Annotated in this window: 17 protein-coding genes; 14 read left to right on the forward strand and 3 right to left on the reverse strand. The window is 40.8% G+C overall.

Translation table 11 applies throughout. The annotated features are described in order from the left end of the window. The first annotated feature begins 153 nt into the window (after positions 1–153). From HMPREF2987_RS07395 to HMPREF2987_RS07425, 7 genes are all read left to right on the forward strand, one after another. Positions 154–786 carry a hypothetical protein gene (locus HMPREF2987_RS07395; protein WP_075229982.1) on the forward strand — a complete coding sequence of 211 codons (633 nt, stop codon included), beginning with the start codon at positions 154–156 and terminating at the stop codon, positions 784–786. A 61-nt stretch (positions 787–847) separates the two neighbouring features. Next, positions 848–1,540 (forward strand): CPBP family intramembrane glutamic endopeptidase, encoded by a 693-nt coding sequence (locus HMPREF2987_RS07400; protein ID WP_075229983.1) that lies wholly within the window; start codon positions 848–850, stop codon positions 1,538–1,540. Between the two features lie 354 nt (positions 1,541–1,894). Next, complete coding sequence (gene arcA / locus HMPREF2987_RS07405) at positions 1,895–3,124, forward strand: arginine deiminase (RefSeq protein ID WP_075229984.1); 1,230 nt, start codon at positions 1,895–1,897, stop codon at positions 3,122–3,124. Between the two features lie 65 nt (positions 3,125–3,189). Beyond that, complete coding sequence (gene argF / locus HMPREF2987_RS07410; protein ID WP_075229985.1) at positions 3,190–4,206, forward strand: ornithine carbamoyltransferase; 1,017 nt, start codon at positions 3,190–3,192, stop codon at positions 4,204–4,206. Positions 4,207–4,640: 434 nt separating this feature from the next. Then, a complete protein-coding gene (arcC, locus tag HMPREF2987_RS07415; RefSeq protein WP_075229986.1) occupies positions 4,641–5,588 on the forward strand; it encodes a carbamate kinase in 948 nt (315 codons plus the stop codon). Between the two features lie 93 nt (positions 5,589–5,681). Beyond that, the gene (locus tag HMPREF2987_RS07420; RefSeq protein ID WP_075229987.1) at positions 5,682–7,190 is read left to right on the forward strand and encodes a YfcC family protein; all 1,509 of its coding nucleotides are present in this window, start codon (positions 5,682–5,684) and stop codon (positions 7,188–7,190) included. A gap of 17 nt (positions 7,191–7,207) precedes the next feature. Continuing rightward, positions 7,208–8,536 (forward strand): dipeptidase, encoded by a 1,329-nt coding sequence (locus tag HMPREF2987_RS07425; RefSeq protein WP_075229988.1) that lies wholly within the window; start codon positions 7,208–7,210, stop codon positions 8,534–8,536. 523 nt (positions 8,537–9,059) lie between these two features. On the opposite strand, the gene HMPREF2987_RS07430 is transcribed toward HMPREF2987_RS07425, so the two are convergent. The 3 genes from HMPREF2987_RS07430 to HMPREF2987_RS07440 form a co-directional block, all read right to left on the reverse strand. Further along, the gene (locus HMPREF2987_RS07430; RefSeq protein ID WP_075229989.1) at positions 9,060–10,604 is read right to left on the reverse strand and encodes a peptide chain release factor 3; all 1,545 of its coding nucleotides are present in this window, start codon (positions 10,602–10,604) and stop codon (positions 9,060–9,062) included. Between the two features lie 207 nt (positions 10,605–10,811). Continuing rightward, complete coding sequence (locus tag HMPREF2987_RS07435) at positions 10,812–11,504, reverse strand: YwaF family protein (protein WP_075229990.1); 693 nt, start codon at positions 11,502–11,504, stop codon at positions 10,812–10,814. A 34-nt stretch (positions 11,505–11,538) separates the two neighbouring features. Then, positions 11,539–12,213 (reverse strand): YwaF family protein, encoded by a 675-nt coding sequence (locus tag HMPREF2987_RS07440; RefSeq protein WP_075229991.1) that lies wholly within the window; start codon positions 12,211–12,213, stop codon positions 11,539–11,541. Positions 12,214–12,425: 212 nt separating this feature from the next. Here HMPREF2987_RS07440 and gatC point away from each other — a divergent pair, with 212 nt between their 5' ends. The 7 genes from gatC to nusB all read left to right on the forward strand — a co-directional run bounded on the left by gatC (position 12,426) and on the right by nusB (position 18,574). Next, complete coding sequence (gene gatC / locus HMPREF2987_RS07445; protein WP_004251926.1) at positions 12,426–12,728, forward strand: Asp-tRNA(Asn)/Glu-tRNA(Gln) amidotransferase subunit GatC; 303 nt, start codon at positions 12,426–12,428, stop codon at positions 12,726–12,728. Then, on the forward strand, positions 12,728–14,194 hold the full coding sequence (gene gatA, locus HMPREF2987_RS07450) for an Asp-tRNA(Asn)/Glu-tRNA(Gln) amidotransferase subunit GatA (RefSeq protein ID WP_075229992.1): 1,467 nt from the start codon (positions 12,728–12,730) through the stop codon (positions 14,192–14,194). Before gatC ends, gatA begins: the two co-directional genes overlap by 1 nt. Beyond that, entirely contained in the window at positions 14,194–15,636 is a 1,443-nt protein-coding gene (gene gatB, locus HMPREF2987_RS07455) for an Asp-tRNA(Asn)/Glu-tRNA(Gln) amidotransferase subunit GatB (protein WP_075229993.1), read from the forward strand. The genes gatA and gatB overlap by 1 nt, the downstream gene beginning before the upstream one ends. A 124-nt stretch (positions 15,637–15,760) precedes the next feature. Further along, on the forward strand, positions 15,761–16,804 hold the full coding sequence (locus HMPREF2987_RS07460; protein ID WP_000224426.1) for a 2,3-butanediol dehydrogenase: 1,044 nt from the start codon (positions 15,761–15,763) through the stop codon (positions 16,802–16,804). A 376-nt stretch (positions 16,805–17,180) separates the two neighbouring features. Beyond that, the gene (efp, locus tag HMPREF2987_RS07470; protein WP_000568646.1) at positions 17,181–17,741 is read left to right on the forward strand and encodes an elongation factor P; all 561 of its coding nucleotides are present in this window, start codon (positions 17,181–17,183) and stop codon (positions 17,739–17,741) included. A 28-nt stretch (positions 17,742–17,769) separates the two neighbouring features. Then, positions 17,770–18,159: an Asp23/Gls24 family envelope stress response protein gene (locus tag HMPREF2987_RS07475; protein WP_049503061.1), complete on the forward strand. Its 390-nt coding sequence runs from the start codon at positions 17,770–17,772 to the stop codon at positions 18,157–18,159. Next, entirely contained in the window at positions 18,152–18,574 is a 423-nt protein-coding gene (nusB, locus tag HMPREF2987_RS07480) for a transcription antitermination factor NusB (RefSeq protein WP_049503062.1), read from the forward strand. The genes HMPREF2987_RS07475 and nusB overlap by 8 nt, the downstream gene beginning before the upstream one ends. Positions 18,575–18,627 lie beyond the last annotated feature (53 nt).

The following is an 18,627-nucleotide window of genomic DNA, read 5'->3' on the forward strand; positions in this document are numbered from 1 at the left end:
AACTTAAGATTTAATCTCCCTTCAAAAAATGGCTTGAAGGGGGATTTTTTCGTTTTAAAAGACAAGTCAGCCTTAAAATCTGACAATTGGGGAAATGTATCACATTGCCTTCTATCTTTGAGCTATAATGAGAAAAAATATAGGGGATACTTTATGGAAAAAGTCACAAAATCAATTCGACTACTCTTATTCTTTGCCTTAATCCAACTTGGACTTTGTAGTTGCATCTTTTGGTCTGAAACTTCTCTGGCCCTCAAACAATCCTGCTTTTATTTTTTACTGACCTTATTTGCCTTATCAGGAACTTGTGCCTTTATACATTATTTATCTAGTCACAACCAAGAAACAAATAGCATTCTTGATCGCAATCGCTTTATCTTTTTATTGTATAGCATAATGGTTATTATCAATCTCTGTGGAGTTGGACTTGTTCTGTCAGAGAGTATCGTCACTGTCAACTTACTTCAAAAAGAAGCCGTAGACCTCATCCTGCCTTCCTTCTTTTTTCTATTTGGAGTAGACCTTGTTACCTTTCTCCCTTTGAAAAAATGGAGAAGATTACAAAGGAATTCCAGCAGCAAGGAAGTACGTTTTTCCATTCTAGTTATTTCCATTTTAATCTTCCTACGTAATCCAATCACCATTTTGTCCATCGCTTTTTACATCGGTCTTGGGGCTCTCTTTCTCAGTTTTTTATTTCCCAAGAATCTGAGACAGGATGTATCATTTTACGGCCATTTGATTCGGGATATTCTATTTGTCATTTGCATCCTTCTGTTATGGTAGCAGATAGAATCCATCCAGCAATTATGTTATAATTAGATAAAATTTTTTAGGAGACACATCAATGAACTTTTTTAAGGATTTTCGTAAACGACTCGCTTGGTTTGGGATCTTGTTAGTAGCTATCTTTCTCTCTCAAATCCCTATGCAAACTCTAGCTCTACTAGCACTAAGTCAGATCGATCCTATCTGGTCAACACTTATCGTAGCTCTTATTTCGATTCTTGTCATCACCATCTTTTTGTACGGTGCCCATAAGAGCAAGTTGTTGGTATTTAAACCTAAACTCTTAACGATTACTGATGTTCCTCGTATTGTTTTGAGTTATTTGACTATCTTTGTCGGTAATCTTGTCGGGGGTATCTGGTTACAACTCATTAATCAAACTACCACTTCCAACCAACAAATTATTAACAACCTTGTTTCTGAAAGCACTCTGATTGGTAGTTTCTTCATCATTGTTTTAATCGCACCTATCTGTGAGGAAATCATCTGTCGCGGAATTATTCCGACCAAACTCTTCCAAGGCTATGAAAAACTGGGCTATGTTATTGGTTGGTTCCTATTTCTTCTTGCTCACATGCCTTCAAATCTTCCCTCTTTCTTGATTTATGGTTGGATGTCTGCCGTCCTCACTTGGACTGCTTATCGTACACGACGTCTAGAGTTATCCATCTTAGTTCATATGGTACTCAATAGCATCAGTTTCATCTTGCTTGCTCTTGTAACCATTCTTCTCAAAAATGTTGGTATCTAAACAGATCTAATATCCAATTCCCTTTGATTTTTTGCATAATAATCAAAGGGAATTTTTGTTTCTATTTTCCTAGAGCTTATAAAATTTGCCTCTATCTAGCTTCTCTAAAAAATTTTTTAAAAAAATTTAAAAATATTTTTATGCATTAAATTTATAGAATATAAAAATAAGTTAAATTAACATACATGTCTATGAATAATCTTATAAAAAAATGTAAGAAATCCCTTAAAATAGGCTTTTCTAGGACTTTTAGGCTTTATCATTTCCCTTGAAAAGCATATTAAATTGTGTTAATATTAAAATGTAAGCGATACCAAAACAGTTTGGTACACACAAGAAAAAAGGAGGATCCACATGTCTTCACATCCAATTCATGTTTTCTCAGAAATTGGAAAACTGAAAAAAGTTATGTTGCACCGTCCAGGCAGGGAGTTGGAAAACTTGTTGCCGGACTATCTTGAAAGGCTTCTTTTTGATGATATTCCTTTCTTGGAAGATGCTCAAAGAGAACATGATGCATTTGCCCAAGCTCTTCGTGATGAAGGAATCGAAGTTCTCTACCTAGAGCAGCTGGCTGCTGAATCATTGACTTCCCCAGAAATCCGCGATCAATTTATCGAGGAATATTTAAACGAAGCCAACATCCGTGGCCGTCAAACCAAGGCTGCTATTCGTGAGTTGCTTCAAGGCATTACAGACAACCAAGAATTGGTTGAAAAAACGATGGCTGGTGTTCAAAAAGCTGAATTGCCAGAAATTCCTGAAGAAGCAAAAGGTTTAACTGACTTGGTTGAGTCAGACTATCCATTTGCTATTGATCCAATGCCAAACCTCTACTTCACTCGAGACCCATTTGCTACAATCGGTAATGCCGTATCCCTCAACCACATGTATGCAGATACTCGTAACCGTGAAACTCTTTATGGTAAATACATTTTCAAACACCATCCAATCTATGGTGGAAAAGTTGAATTGGTTTACAACCGTGAAGAAGATACACGTATCGAAGGTGGAGATGAGTTAGTTCTTTCTAAAGACGTTCTTGCAGTAGGTATTTCTCAACGTACAGATGCAGCTTCTATTGAAAAACTCTTGGTTAACATCTTCAAGAAAAATGTTGGCTTCAAGAAAGTTATAGCATTCGAATTTGCTAACAACCGTAAATTCATGCACTTGGATACTGTATTCACCATGGTAGACTATGACAAGTTCACTATTCACCCTGAAATCGAAGGTGACCTTCATGTTTACTCTGTTACTTATGAAGATGAAAAACTCAAGATTGTTGAAGAAAAAGGTGATTTGGCTGAACTTCTTGCTCAAAACCTTGGCATAGAAAAAGTTCATTTGATCCGTTGCGGTGGCGGCAATATCGTAGCAGCTGCTCGTGAACAATGGAATGACGGTTCCAACACTTTGACCATCGCACCTGGTGTGGTAGTTGTTTATGCCCGCAATACCGTGACCAATAAGATTTTGGAAGAATACGGACTTCGCTTGATTAAGATTCGCGGAAGTGAATTGGTTCGGGGCCGTGGTGGACCTCGTTGTATGTCTATGCCATTTGAACGCGAAGACATTTAAGCCCTCCCTCTCTCTGTTTAGCGCCTGCTAACAGAATTAAAGCTTGTTAGAAAAGGATTTATAGAATGACACATTCAGTATTTCAAGGAAGAAGTTTTCTAGCTGAAAAAGATTTTACCCGTGCAGAGCTCGAATATTTGATTGGCCTTTCTGCTCATTTGAAAGACCTCAAAAAACGCAACATTGAGCACCACTACCTAGCAGGTAAAAATATTGCTCTTTTATTTGAAAAAACTTCTACCCGTACACGCGCAGCCTTCACAACTGCTGCAATCGATCTTGGAGCACATCCAGAATATTTAGGTGCCAATGATATCCAACTAGGTAAGAAAGAATCTACTGAAGATACAGCAAAAGTTTTGGGACGTATGTTCGATGGTATCGAGTTCCGTGGCTTCAGCCAACGTATGGTTGAAGAATTAGCTGAATTCTCAGGTGTTCCAGTATGGAATGGTCTAACTGACGAATGGCACCCAACTCAAATGCTCGCTGACTATTTGACAGTACAAGAAAACTTCGGACGCCTTGAAGGTTTGACCTTGGTTTACTGTGGTGATGGACGTAACAACGTTGCCAACAGTCTTCTTGTAACAGGAGCTATCCTTGGTGTCAATGTCCACATCTTCTCACCAAAAGAACTCTTCCCAGAAAAAGAAATCGTTGAATTGGCTGAAGGATTTGCTAAAGAAAGTGGCGCTCATGTTCTGATCACTGAAGATGCTGATGAAGCAGTTAAGGGGGCAGATGTTCTTTACACCGACGTTTGGGTATCTATGGGTGAAGAAGATAAATTCGCAGAACGCGTAGCTATGCTTAAACCTTACCAAGTCAATATGGACCTCGTTAAGAAAGCAAATAATGAAAACTTGATTTTCCTACACTGCTTGCCAGCATTCCACGATACTCACACTGTTTATGGTAAAGATGTTGCTGAAAAATTCGGCGTAGAAGAAATGGAAGTAACAGACGAAGTCTTCCGCAGCAAGTACGCTCGTCACTTCGACCAAGCAGAAAACCGTATGCACACTATCAAAGCCGTTATGGCTGCTACACTAGGAAATCTCTATATTCCTAAAGTGTAATACTAACTTTATACTCAATGAAAATCAAAGAGCAAACTAGGAAGCTAGCCGCAGGTTGTTCAAAACACAGTTTTGAGGTTGTGGATAGAACTGACGAAGTCAGTAACAAATATACGGCAAGGCGAAGCTGACGTGGTTTGAATTTGATTTTCGAAGAGTATTAACAAACAGCTTAGGGGCTGAGACTAGTGTTTTAGTCCAGTCCCTTTTTGTAGTAGAAACGAGAATTGAGTTGGAATTTGAAAACAGTCACATTCAAGCTACTAGCTTAACATTCAACCCAAACCTCATAACAAAAAATTAACTGCCTCCCCAGTTATTTACATGTCTAGAATTCCAACTCTGCTCGTTTGTAGAAAGCCTTCTTTCTCAACTACCAAATCCAATCTTTTAACCAAATCTTGGTTTTAGCCCATCTAAAGAAAGGAGCGCTTATGTCACATCGTAAAATCGTTGTCGCTCTTGGAGGGAATGCTATTCTCTCTACCGATCCATCTGCTCAAGCCCAAGAAGCAGCTCTAGCTGAAACAGCTCGCCATCTGGTAAAACTAATCCAAAATGGTGATGAACTCATCATCACACACGGAAATGGACCGCAAGTCGGTAACTTGCTTCTCCAACATCTAGCAGCCGATTCCGAAAAAAATCCAGCCTTCCCTCTAGACTCACTCGTAGCCATGACTGAAGGTAGTATCGGTTTTTGGCTCCAAAATGCTTTAGATAATGCTTTGCTTGATTTGAAATTGGAAAAACCTGTTGCGTCTGTTGTAACGCAAGTAGTCGTGGACAAAGATGATCCTGCATTTCTTAACCCAAGCAAACCAATCGGTCCTTTCTACTCAGAAGAAGATGCCAAAACAGAAAGTGAACGAACTGGAGCTACCTTTAAAGAGGATTCAGGTCGTGGTTGGCGTAAAGTCGTTGCTTCGCCAAAACCTATTCACATCAAAGAAATCGATAGTATCCGAGCATTGCTAAACGCAGGTCAAGTTGTTATCGCTGCAGGCGGTGGAGGTATTCCTGTAATCGAAAATGAAAACGGTTACCTATCGGGAGTCGAAGCCGTTATTGATAAGGACTTTGCATCTCAACGCTTGGCAGAATTGGTTGAAGCCGATCTCTTCATCGTTTTGACTGGCGTAGATTATGCTTATGTCAACTATAACAAACCAAATCAAGAAAAACTGGAGCAGGTAACTGTTAGCCAACTCCAAGAATACATCCAAGAGGGGCAATTTGCTCCTGGTAGTATGCTACCAAAAATCCAAGCTGCCATTGATTTTGTAACCAATCGTCCAGCAGGAAAAGCCGTCATCACTTCCCTCAGCAATTTGGGAGCCTTGATTGAATCTGATAGCGGAACAATCATCGTTAAAGATTAGCTCTTAGTGATACCTTACAAGAAAGTTTAGTCAGCACTCTTGCCACCATCATTCGTTTTTATACTGTGTGACATAGTTTAGGAGGAAAAACAAATGAGTGAAAATAAAAAAAGGTTTCAAATGCCTTCATCATACACTGTTTTGATCATCATCATTGCCATTATGGCATTTTTGACCTGGGTCATTCCTGCAGGTAAGTATGATACCAATGAAGCAGGTAACCTCATCGCAGGTACCTATCAAACTGTTGACTCTAATCCTCAAGGGATTTACGATGTCTTTATGGCACCAATTCGTGCCATGCTCGGTCACGAACCAACTAGCGCAGCAATCGACGTTGCCTTCTTTATCCTTATGGTCGGAGGTTTCCTTGGTGTCGTAAACGCTACTGGTACACTCGATGTAGGGATTGCCTCCATCGTTAAAAAATACAAGGGCCGTGAAAAAATGTTGATTCTCATCCTCATGCCCCTCTTCGCACTTGGAGGAACTACCTATGGTATGGGTGAAGAAACCATGGCCTTCTATCCCCTTCTTGTCCCTGTAATGATGGCAGTTGGTTTTGACAGTATCACTGCCGTAGCCATCATCTTACTAGGTTCTCAAGTTGGTTGTTTGGCATCTACATTGAATCCATTTGCTACTGTTATCGCCTCTGATACTGCGGGAATCTCTTCTATGGATGGGGTTATTCTCCGTGTTATCTTCTGGTTTGTAATGACAGGTATCAGCACTTACTTTGTCTATCGTTATGCAGAAAAGATTCAAAAAGATCCTACTAAATCACTCGTTTACGCTCAACGCGAAGAAGATATCAAACACTTTAATGTTTCAGAAAACGATGATGCACCATCTACCTTGAGCAAGAAACAAAAACATGTCCTCGCTTTATTTGTATTAACCTTTATCATTATGATTGCAAGTTTCATCCCTTGGGTTGATTTGCATGTTACTGTATTTGAAGACTTCAAGAATTGGTTAATCGGCCTTCCTGTAATTGGAGGAGTTATCGGTTCATCTGCTCTACCATTTGGTAGCTGGTACTTCCCAGAAGGCGCTATGCTCTTTGCCGTTATGGGGATTTTGATCGGTGTTGTCTATGGTCTCAAAGAAAGCAAGATTGTCTCAACCTTCCTAAATGGTGCTGCAGATTTGCTTTCAGTAGCCTTGATTTGTGCGGTTGCTCGTGGTATCCAAGTTATCATGAACGATGGTATGATTACTGCAACCATCCTACACTGGGGTGAAGTTGGCCTTCAAGGTCTTTCTCCTCAAATCTTCATCGTATTGACCTATATCTTCTACCTACCTATGTCCTTCCTCATTCCTTCTTCATCTGGTCTTGCTAGTGCAACTATGGGTATCATGGCTCCTCTTGGAGAGTTCGTTAATGTTAAAGCAAGCCTTATCGTCACTGCCTACCAATCTGCATCTGGTGTCCTTAACCTTGTGACTCCTACTTCAGGTATTGTTATGGGTGCTCTTGCTCTTGGTCGTGTCAGCCTTGGAACTTGGTGGAAATTTGTTGGAAAACTCGTCATCGTCATTGTCGTTGCAAGTATTCTACTTCTTATCTTAGGTACATTTGTGCCATTCTTATAATAAAGAGGGAAATACGGATGAAATCCTATATTACAGAATCAATCAAAGAGGATTTTCTTCAAAGTTTGAAAACAATCATCTCTTATCCTTCTGTTCTCAATGAAGGTGAAAATGGCACTCCCTTTGGTCAAGCAATTCAAGATGTCCTGAAAAAAACGCTGGACTTATGTCAAGAACTTGGTTTTAAAACCTACCTTGATCCTCAAGGATATTATGGGTATGCAGAAGTTGGTGAGGGGGATCTCCTTGCCATCCTCTGCCACCTAGATGTAGTTCCTGCAGGTGATTTGACAGACTGGGAAACTCCTCCATTTGAAGCTAGTATCAGAAATGGGAGGGTTTATGGTCGGGGTTCTCAGGATGATAAAGGACCTTCTCTTGCAGCCCTTTATGCAGTCAAAAGCCTGCTTGACCAAGGAATTCAATTCAAAAAACGGGTTCGGTTCATATTTGGCACTGATGAAGAAACACTTTGGCGTTGTATGGCAAGATATAATGCCATTGAAGAGCAAGCCAGCATGGGATTTGCTCCTGATTCATCGTTCCCATTAACCTATGCAGAAAAAGGGCTCCTTCAGGTCAAACTTCATGGACCTGGATCAGAACAACTCGCCTTAGATGTAGGTGGAGCTTTCAATGTCGTCCCTGATAAGGCAACCTATCAAGGACCACTTATGGATCAGATCCAGGCAGGCCTCATATCTGCTGGCTACGATTATCAACAAAATGACCAGAACCTTACTGTTCTAGGACTATCTAAGCATGCCAAGGATGCTAGCCAAGGGATTAATGCAGTCATTCGATTAGCCACCGTCCTTGATTCCATTCAATCCCATCCTGCACTTACATTTCTTGCCAAAGAAGTTGGTCAAGATGGTCAAGGAAAAGGAATCTTTGGTGATATCAGCGACCAGCCTTCTGGACATTTATCCTTTAATGTAGCTGCCTTAACCATTACTCCCGAAAGTTCTGAGATTCGAATTGATATCCGAATCCCAGTCCTTGCAGACAAGGATGCCCTTGTTCATCAGCTGATAGAGTGCGCAAAAGCTTACCAACTTAGCTACCATGAATTTGACTACCTGGCACCACTTTACGTTGCAAGAGATAGTATGCTCGTCACTACTCTCATGCAAGTTTATGAAGAAAAAACTGGTGACAAGAGTCCCGCTCTATCATCTGGCGGTGCAACCTTTGCACGTACGATGCCAAACTGTGTCGCTTTTGGCGCCCTCTTCCCAGGAAGAGAGCAAACAGAACACCAAGCAAATGAATATGCAATCTTAGATGATCTCTATCATGCTATGGATATCTATGCTGAAGCTGTTTACCGATTAGCGACCTAAAAGACCTCCTAAACTCCGTCCCGATTTGGGACGGAGTTTTAAGAAAATTCTAAATAGCGAGCTACAACAAAAGCCAAGGAAGGGATTTTCTTGGCTTTTTGCAATAGTTTTAAGGTAAGTTACCAACTCAGATACTCTTTTTCACTACGACACGGAGTTTGGCAAATCGATTCTATTTGCCAAACGAAGTTAGTAAGGCAGGTAGCTAGACCGCTTTCTAACTATTACGACGAAAAAGTCCACGAATCGAAACTATTCGTGGACTTTGCCTAGTGAAGCGTTTAGGTGAACTGCCATAACGGTTACCGTTTATTAAATTACGACACGAAGTTTGGCAAATCGATTATATTTGCCAAACGAAGTTAGTAAGACAGTTAGCTAGTTCGCTTCCTTTCTGTTACGACGTAAAGTTTTACGAATCGATAATATTCGTAAAACTTTACTAGTGGAGCGCCTAGCCAAGTTCCATAGAAACTTGGCGTTAGTTACTTAGATTGTTACACAATCAAGTAACTTTGGCGATCTACATTTTTTCCTCCAACTCTACATCTGGATACTTGTCCGCAAACCAGCGAAGAGCAAAGTCATTTTCAAAAAGGAAGACTGGTTGGTCAAAGCGGTCTTTGGCCAAGATGTTTCGACTAGAAGACATACGTTCATCTAAATCTTCAGGTTTAATCCAACGCACTGTCTTTTTACCCATTGGTGTCATGACCACTTCTGCGTTATATTCACCTTCCATACGGTGCTTAAAGACTTCAAACTGGAGTTGTCCAACAGCACCTAGCATGTACTCACCTGTTTGGTAATTCTTATAAAGCTGGATGGCTCCTTCTTGCACCAACTGTTCCATTCCCTTGTGGAAGGATTTCTGTTTCATGACGTTCTTAGGAGAAACCTTCATGAAAATCTCTGGAGTAAAGGTTGGCAGTGGTTCAAACTCAAACTTGTTTTTCCCAACAGTTAGCGTATCTCCAACCTGGTAGGTACCTGTATCATAAACCCCGATAATATCTCCTGCTACGGCATTGGTCACATTTTCACGACTTTCCGCCATAAATTGGGTGACATTAGAAAGTTTAGCTCCCTTACCAGTACGAGGGAGATTGACACTCATACCACGCTCAAATTCACCCGATACAATACGAACAAAGGCGATACGGTCACGGTGACGAGGGTCCATGTTGGCTTGGATTTTAAAGACAAATCCTGAGAAGTCCTTATCATAAGGATCAACAATTTCCCCGTCTATTTTCTTGTGTCCATGAGGTTCTGGAGCAAACTTGAGGAAGGTTTCTAAGAAAGTCTGCACCCCAAAATTAGTCAAGGCTGATCCAAAGAATACTGGAGTCAAATCACCTGCAAGAATGGCTTCCTCCGAGAATTCATTTCCTGCTTCATTCAAAAGTTCGATATCCTCTTTCACTTGTTCGTAGAATGGGTTGCTAGCAAAAAGTTTATCGCCATCTTCTAGGCTGGCAAAACGTTCATCCCCTTTGTAGAGTTCCAAACGTTGGTTATAGAGGTCGTAGAGCCCCTCAAAGGCTTTCCCCATCCCGATTGGCCAGTTCATTGGATAACTTGCAATACCCAAGACTTCTTCCAATTCTTGCAAGAGATCTAGCGGTTCACGACCGTCACGGTCCAGCTTGTTCATAAAGGTAAAGACTGGAATCCCGCGGTGTTTGACAACCTCAAATAACTTTTTGGTTTGGGCCTCGATACCCTTGGCAGAGTCCACTACCATGACCGCAGCATCCACCGCCATCAATGTCCGATAAGTATCTTCAGAGAAGTCCTCGTGCCCTGGTGTATCTAGGATATTCACGCGCTTGCCATCATAGTCAAACTGCATGACAGATGAGGTTACCGAAATCCCACGTTGTTTCTCAATATCCATCCAGTCAGATTTGGCAAAAGTCCCTGTTTTCTTTCCTTTTACAGTACCAGCCTCACGAATCTCTCCTCCAAAGTAGAGCAACTGCTCAGTAATGGTTGTCTTCCCCGCATCCGGGTGAGAGATGATGGCAAAGGTACGGCGTTTCTTAATTTCTTCTTGAATAGTCATAAGTTCTCTTTCTTTCTACTTTTTTATTATTTCAATTTATAAGCATTCTTTTTTACATCGGACTCTAACATTCCTTTCAACACTCCATTATATCGGATTTTAGAGAGTTTTTCAATTGCTTATAAAAGAAAAGCAGGCTAAGATACTAGACCTGCTCATAAGATTCTTTTATTCAATATTTATTTTGTATCGCTAGTTACAATCTCTTCAAAATTTAATTTTTTCTAGAGCAATTTTCTTTTCCCAACGTTTTTTAAACAAAATATCAAAGAGCACCAAGACTGAGGAAAGAATGATTGAAACCAGAAGATACTTGATCCATATAGGGGCATCTGGAATAAATGGCGTGGTATTCAAAAGCCCGTAATTCCCACCTGTTACTTGATTGACTCCAACTAGGAAAAGGTTGAGAACAAAAGTGTAGGCGATAATGCGATACTTTTTAAGTAGGTTTTTATCGTAGTGATTCATGAGATAGACCAAGGAATTGACCAAGAGAGCATAATGCCCAATCAGGAATGAAAAACTGGTAATATGCGGGAAATCATATGGATCAAAAACCGGATAGCCCAAAGCAAATACTGCTCCACTAGCTCCCATAAGGGCAAAATACTGCTTGGTTTTCCATTTATCTGGCAAGAAAACTACTGCAAACATGGCCAAACGGCAATGGTAAAGAGGCAGACTATTTGAAAATGGAATGCTAAAACCAATATACCAAGTGTAAAGAGCTAGCAGTTGCGCTATTTGAATCCACTTAAATAATCGAACAAATTTGGGATTTTTGTAGTAAGTAAGAGAAGCATAAATAGACAGGGCAAGAAGGCCTATCATGACACCGTACCAAAAAATCGGAATAGGCGGTGGTGTGGTTTGGGTTCTTGTAATAAAATGATGCATAAAATCTCCTTAAAATAATTAATTCATTTGTTCGCTAACTATTCTTATGTTTCCATTTAACAAGTTGATTAATGAAGACGAGAATCCCTGTCATCAAACTGGTTACGATGAGATAGTTAAGCAAGCTACCATGATCACCAATCACAGGTGGCTTGCTCATAAAGCCATAATTCCCTCCTGTCAAGAGGTTGGCTAGAAAAATGATAGCATTGACTCCAAGAGTCATCTGGCAAATCTTCCAAATATCCCTATTTTGAACTTGATAGTATTTGACAAGATAAATCAAGCAGTTTGCTAAGAGGGCCCAGTGGCCGAAAACATTGTTAACCGAGGAAACATGAGGAAAAGGAAAAGGATAAAAGACTGGATAAACCAAGGCCATGATCGAACCAAAGACTCCGACCAAGGCAAAATATTGTTTAAAAAAAGTCTTATTAGGGGCCAAAAGAATCATCCACATAGCCATACGACTATGGTAAAAAGGGAGGGCCTCAGACAAGGGTAGATGCGCTGAAATATACCAAGCGTTGATAATCAGCAATTGAATCAATTGACCCCAATACCAAAAATCTCGATAAGGTTTAGAGTTTGCATAGCGAATTGATAAAACTGTTATAACTAGCAGAGAAATCGGCAACAAAATGTACCATGGCCCCAAATGAGGAGGGACTGTTTTTTTACTGGTAAAAAGTAATTCCCAAATTGTCATATTTCACCCCTAAAGTGTTTTAATTTGGTCAATCATCAATCTTACTTGCCAACTTAAAACGACTGTTAGTCTTTCCTATAATTTCAACCATTATATCGAATAAAAAACCTTTTTTCAATTTCTATTTCTTTTCAGCTTAGCTCACCTTATTTATAGGAAAATATGGTAAAATAGAACAGATAAATAATCATCATTTCACGAAAGGATACCAGATGAAAATTACGCAAGAAGAGGTAACTCACGTTGCCAATCTTTCAAAATTAAAATTCTCAGAAGAAGAAACTGCTGAGTTTGCGACAACCTTGTCTAAGATTGTTGATATGGTCGAATTGCTCGGTGAAGTCGACACTACTGGTGTTGAACCAACGACTACCATGGCAGATCGTAAGACCGTTCTTCGCCCAGACGTAGCCGAAGAAGGAACTGACCGTGATCGCTTATTTAAAAATGTACCTGAAAAAGATAACTACTATATCAAGGTACCAGCTATCCTGGATGATGGAGGAGATGCCTAATGACTTTTAACAATAAAACGATTGAAGAGTTGCACAACCTCCTTGTATCTAAGGAAATTTCTGCAACCGAACTAACGCAAGCGACGATTGAAGATATCAAGGCGCGTGAAGAGGCTATCAATGCCTTTGTCACTATCGCTGAGGACCAAGCTCTTGCTCAAGCCAAGGCTATTGATGAGACTGGAATTGACGCTGACAATATCCTTTCAGGAATTCCGCTAGCTGTTAAGGATAATATCTCTACAGACGGCATCCTAACAACTGCAGCCTCAAAAATGCTTTATAACTACGAGCCAATCTTTGATGCGACAGCTGTTGCCAATGCAAAAGCTAAGGGCATGATTGTTGTTGGGAAAACTAACATGGACGAGTTTGCCATGGGTGGATCAGGTGAGACTTCTTACTACGGTGCCACTAAAAATGCTTGGGACCAGACCAAGGTTCCTGGTGGATCATCAAGTGGTTCTGCTGCAGCTGTAGCCTCAGGACAAGTCCGCTTGTCACTTGGTTCTGATACTGGTGGTTCTATCCGCCAACCAGCTGCCTTCAACGGGATCGTTGGTCTCAAACCAACCTACGGAACAGTTTCTCGTTTCGGTCTCATTGCCTTTGGTAGCTCATTAGACCAGATTGGACCTTTTGCTCCTACTGTTAAGGAAAATGCCCTCTTGCTCAATGCGATTGCCAGCGAAGATGCCAAAGACTCTACTTCTGCTCCTGTCCGAATTGCCGACTTTACTTCAAAAATCGGTCTAGACATCAAGGGCATGAAAATCGCTTTGCCTAAAGAATATCTTGGCGAAGGGATTGACCCAGAAGTTAAGGAAACCATTCTGAACGCTGCTAAACACTTTGAAAAACTTGGTGCTATCGTTGAAGAAGTGAGCCTTCCTCACTCTAAATACGGTGTGGCAGTCTACTACATCATCGCTTCATCAGAAGCTTCATCAAACTTACAACGTTTTGACGGTATTCGTTACGGCTACCGTGCAGAAGATGCAACTAATCTTGATGAAATCTATGTAAACAGCCGTAGCCAAGGTTTCGGTGAAGAGGTGAAACGCCGTATCATGCTTGGTACTTTCAGTCTTTCATCAGGTTACTATGATGCCTACTACAAGAAAGCTGGACAGGTCCGTACCCTCATCATCCAAGATTTCGAAAAAGTCTTTGCTGATTATGACCTCATCCTTGGTCCATCTGCTCCAAGCGTTGCCTATGACTTAGATTCGCTTAACCATGATCCAGTTGCCATGTACTTGGCTGACCTTTTGACCATCCCTGTCAACTTGGCTGGTCTTCCTGGGATTTCAATTCCTGCAGGATTTGTTCAAGGTCTACCAGTAGGACTCCAATTGATTGGTCCTAAGTATTCAGAAGAAACTATCTACCAAGCTGCTGCTGCTTTTGAAGCAACAACAGACTACCACAGACAACAACCCGTGATTTTTGGAGGTGATAATTAATGAACTTTGAAACAGTCATTGGACTTGAAGTCCACGTAGAGCTCAACACCAATTCAAAAATCTTCTCACCTACTTCTGCTCACTTTGGAAATGACCAAAATGCCAACACTAACGTGATTGACTGGTCTTTCCCAGGCGTACTACCAGTTCTCAATAAAGGTGTTGTCGATGCTGGTATCAAGGCTGCACTCGCTCTTAACATGGACATCCATAAGAAGATGCACTTTGATCGCAAAAACTACTTCTATCCTGATAATCCTAAAGCCTATCAAATTTCTCAATTTGATGAGCCAATTGGTTACAATGGATGGATTGAAGTGGAACTAGAAGACGGAACAACTAAGAAAATCGGTATCGAGCGTGCTCACCTAGAGGAGGACGCTGGTAAGAACACACACGGTACAGATGGTTACTCTTATGTTGACCTCAACCGCCAAGGGGTGCCTTTGATTGAAATCGTATCTGAAGCCGACATGCGTTCACCAGAAGAAGCTTATGCTTATCTAACAGCCCTCAAGGAGGTTATCCAATACGCTGGCATTTCTGACGTTAAGATGGAAGAAGGTTCTATGCGTGTGGATGCCAACATCTCGCTTCGTCCTTATGGTCAAGAAAAATTCGGTACCAAGACTGAATTGAAGAACCTCAACTCCTTCTCAAACGTTCGCAAGGGTCTTGAATACGAAGTCCAACGCCAAGCTGAAATCCTTCGCTCAGGTGGTCAAATCCGCCAAGAAACACGCCGTTATGATGAAGCGAACAAGGCAACCATCCTCATGCGTGTCAAGGAAGGGGCTGCAGACTACCGCTACTTCCCAGAGCCAGACCTACCACTCTTTGAAATCTCTGATGAGTGGATTGAAGAAATTCGTACGGAGTTGCCAGAGTTTCCAAAAGAACGCCGTGCGCGCTACGTCTCTGACCTCGGCTTGTCAGACTACGATGCTAGCCAGTTGACGGCGAACAAGGTCACTTCTGACTTCTTTGAAAAAGCTGTCGCCCTTGGTGGCGATGCTAAGCAAGTCTCTAACTGGCTCCAAGGAGAAGTTGCTCAATTCTTGAATGCCGAAGGCAAGACACTTGAACAAATCGAGTTGACTCCAGAAAACTTGGTTGAAATGATTGCCATCATCGAAGACGGAACTATCTCATCTAAGATTGCCAAGAAAGTCTTTGTCCATCTAGCCAAAAATGGCGGTGGAGCTCGTGAATTCGTTGAAAAAGCAGGCATGGTTCAAATCTCAGATCCTGATGTCTTGATTCCAATCATCCACCAAGTCTTTGCAGATAACGAAGCTGCAGTTGCCGACTTCAAGTCAGGAAAACGTAATGCAGACAAAGCATTTACTGGATTCCTTATGAAAGCAACCAAAGGCCAAGCCAACCCACAAGTCGCCCTCAAGCTACTTGCCCAAGAATTGGCTAAGTTAAAAGAAGATTAATATGTAAAAGAAACCAGCCCTGAGGTTGGTTTTTCTTGACAAATACAAGGAAAGCGTTTACAATGTTACATGTAAAGTTTCCTAAAAGGAAAACTAAAAATCGCAACAATAAGGAGTTATTCATATGGCTACAATGAAAGCAGCTCGCTGGCATGCAGCAAAAGATGTTCGTATTCAAGAAGTAGAAGTCCCTGAGGTACTTCCGCACCAAGTAAAAGTTGCTGTTAAATTCACAGGAATTTGTGGTACTGACCTCCACGAATTTTTAGATGGCCCTATCTTCATCCCAACAGAAGAACATGTCTATTCTGGTCAAAAAGCACCAGTAACACTGGGACACGAATTTTCTGGTGAAATTGTAGAAGTCGGAAGCGATGTTACTCGTGTTAAAGTTGGTGATCGTGTTGCTGTAGAACCAATTCTAGCTAAGAATAACTTAGTTGGTAATTATAATTTGGATCCAAACCTTAATTTTGTCGGTTTGGCTGCAGACGGTGGATTTGCCAAATATTGTGTTTTAGACGGTGACTTAGTACATGTCATTCCAGATAGCTTAAGCTATGAGCAAGCTGCTCTCACTGAGCCAGCTGCTGTTGCAGTTTATGCAGTTCGTCAATCAGCACTAAAAGCTGGTGATACTGCTGCTGTCTTTGGCTTAGGTCCGATTGGTCTCTTAATTGTAGAAGCCCTTCGTGCAGCGGGTGCTTCTAAGATTTATGCTGTTGAACTATCACCTGAACGTCAAGCAAAAGCTGAAGAGTTAGGAGCTATCGTTGTCCGTCCGGAAGAAGGTGAAACAGCTGTTGAAGCTATTCATCGTTTAACAAACGGTGGTGTAGATGTTTCTTATGAAGTAACGGGTGTGCCAGTAGTTTTAGGACAAGCCTTAGCTGCCGTACATAAAGCAGGTGAGTGCATGGTGGTCTCTATCTGGGAACGAGAAGCAAATATTAATCCGAATGAATTTGCAATCCAAGAAAAGACACTAAAAGGAATCATTGCTTATCGTCATATCTTCCCTAAAGTATTAGAATTGATGGAACAAGGCTACTTCTCTGCTGAAAAATTAGTTACTAAGAAAATTAAATTGGAAAATATCGTCGAAGAAGGCTTTATCGAATTAACTCAAGATAAGTCACAAATTAAAATTTTGGTAGAACCAGAATAAAAATCAATCTTTTTAAGACAATACTAACAGGTCGGAGTAAGCTTACTTCGGCCTTTTGAAATATAATACTCTTCGAAAATCTCTTCAAACCACGTCAGCGTCACATTACCGTATATATGGTTACTAACTTCGTCAGTTCTATCCCCAACCTCAAAACAGTGTTTTGAGCAGCCTGCGGCTTGCTTCCTAGTTTGCTCTTTGATTTCCATTGAGTATAAGAAGAAATATAGTGGATACTCTTTAACATTAACCCCTCCACCTGACTAGGCAATATTCTTTTTCTCCTCTACCATCTCCCAATAACTATTTTGGCTTTATTTCCAGAAGATTTTATGGTAAAATGAAGAGTAATAATATTTATAAAAGAGGTAAAAACATGATTGAAGCAAGTAAACTAAAGGCTGGTATGACTTTTGAAACAGCTGAAGGAAAATTGATCCGCGTTTTGGAAGCTAGCCACCACAAACCAGGTAAAGGAAACACTATCATGCGTATGAAATTGCGTGATGTCCGTACTGGTTCAACTTTTGAAACAAGCTACCGCCCAGAAGAAAAATTTGAGCAAGCGATCATTGAAACAGTTCCAGCTCAATACTTGTACAAAATGGACGACACAGCTTACTTCATGAACACAGAAACGTACGACCAATACGAAATTCCTGTTGTGAATGTTGAAAACGAATTGCTTTACATCCTTGAAAACTCAGATGTAAAAATCCAATTCTACGGAACTGAAGTAATCGGTGTGACTGTACCAACTACTGTTGAATTGACAGTTGCTGAAACACAACCATCTATCAAAGGTGCTACTGTTACCGGTTCTGGTAAACCAGCAACAATGGAAACTGGTCTTGTCGTGAACGTTCCAGACTTCATTGAAGCAGGTCAAAAATTGATTATCAACACTGCAGAAGGAACTTACGTTTCTCGCGCCTAATCTCTAGAAACTAGAAAGAGGTCATTCTATGGGAATTGAAGAACAACTTGGCGAAATCGTCATCGCCCCACGTGTACTTGAAAAAATCATTGCTATTGCAACTGCGAAAGTTGAAGGCGTACACTCTTTTTCAAACAAATCAGTATCTGACACCCTTTCAAAACTTTCTCTTGGTCGTGGCGTATATCTAAAAGAAGCAAACGATGAGCTCACAGCTGATATCTATCTCTACCTAGAGTACGGTGTCAAAGTTCCTAAGGTTGCTATGGCTATCCAGAAAGCTGTTAAGGATGCTGTCCGCAATATGGCTGATGTTGAAATCTCTGCTGTCAACATTCACGTTGCAGGTATCGTTCCAGATAAAACACCAAAACCAGAATTGAAAGACTTATTCGACGAGGACTTCCTCAATGACTAGTCCATTATTAGAATCAAGACGTGAGCTACGTAAATGTGCTTTCCAAGCTTTGATGAGTCTTGAATTTGGTTCAGATCTAGAAACTGCTTGTCGCTTCGCCTACACACATGATCGCGAAGATACAGATGTGCAACTTCCTAACTTCCTTGTGGAGCTCGTTTCTGGTGTCCAAGCTAAAAAGGATGATCTGGATAAACAAATCACTCAACATTTGAAAACTGGTTGGACCATCGATCGTCTGACTTTGGTAGAAAAGAATTTACTACGCCTAGGAGTTTTTGAAATTACTTCATTTGACACTCCTCAACTCGTAGCTGTTAACGAAGCCATTGAGCTTGCTAAAAGCTTTTCAGATCAAAAATCAGCCCGTTTTATCAACGGACTCCTCAGTCAATTTGTGACAGAAGAAGATTAAGTATAAAAAAAGTGTTTGATTTGAGTCAAACACTTTTTTATTTTCTTATTACT

Source organism: Streptococcus sp. HMSC067H01, assembly GCF_001814775.1.
GTDB lineage: Bacteria > Bacillota > Bacilli > Lactobacillales > Streptococcaceae > Streptococcus.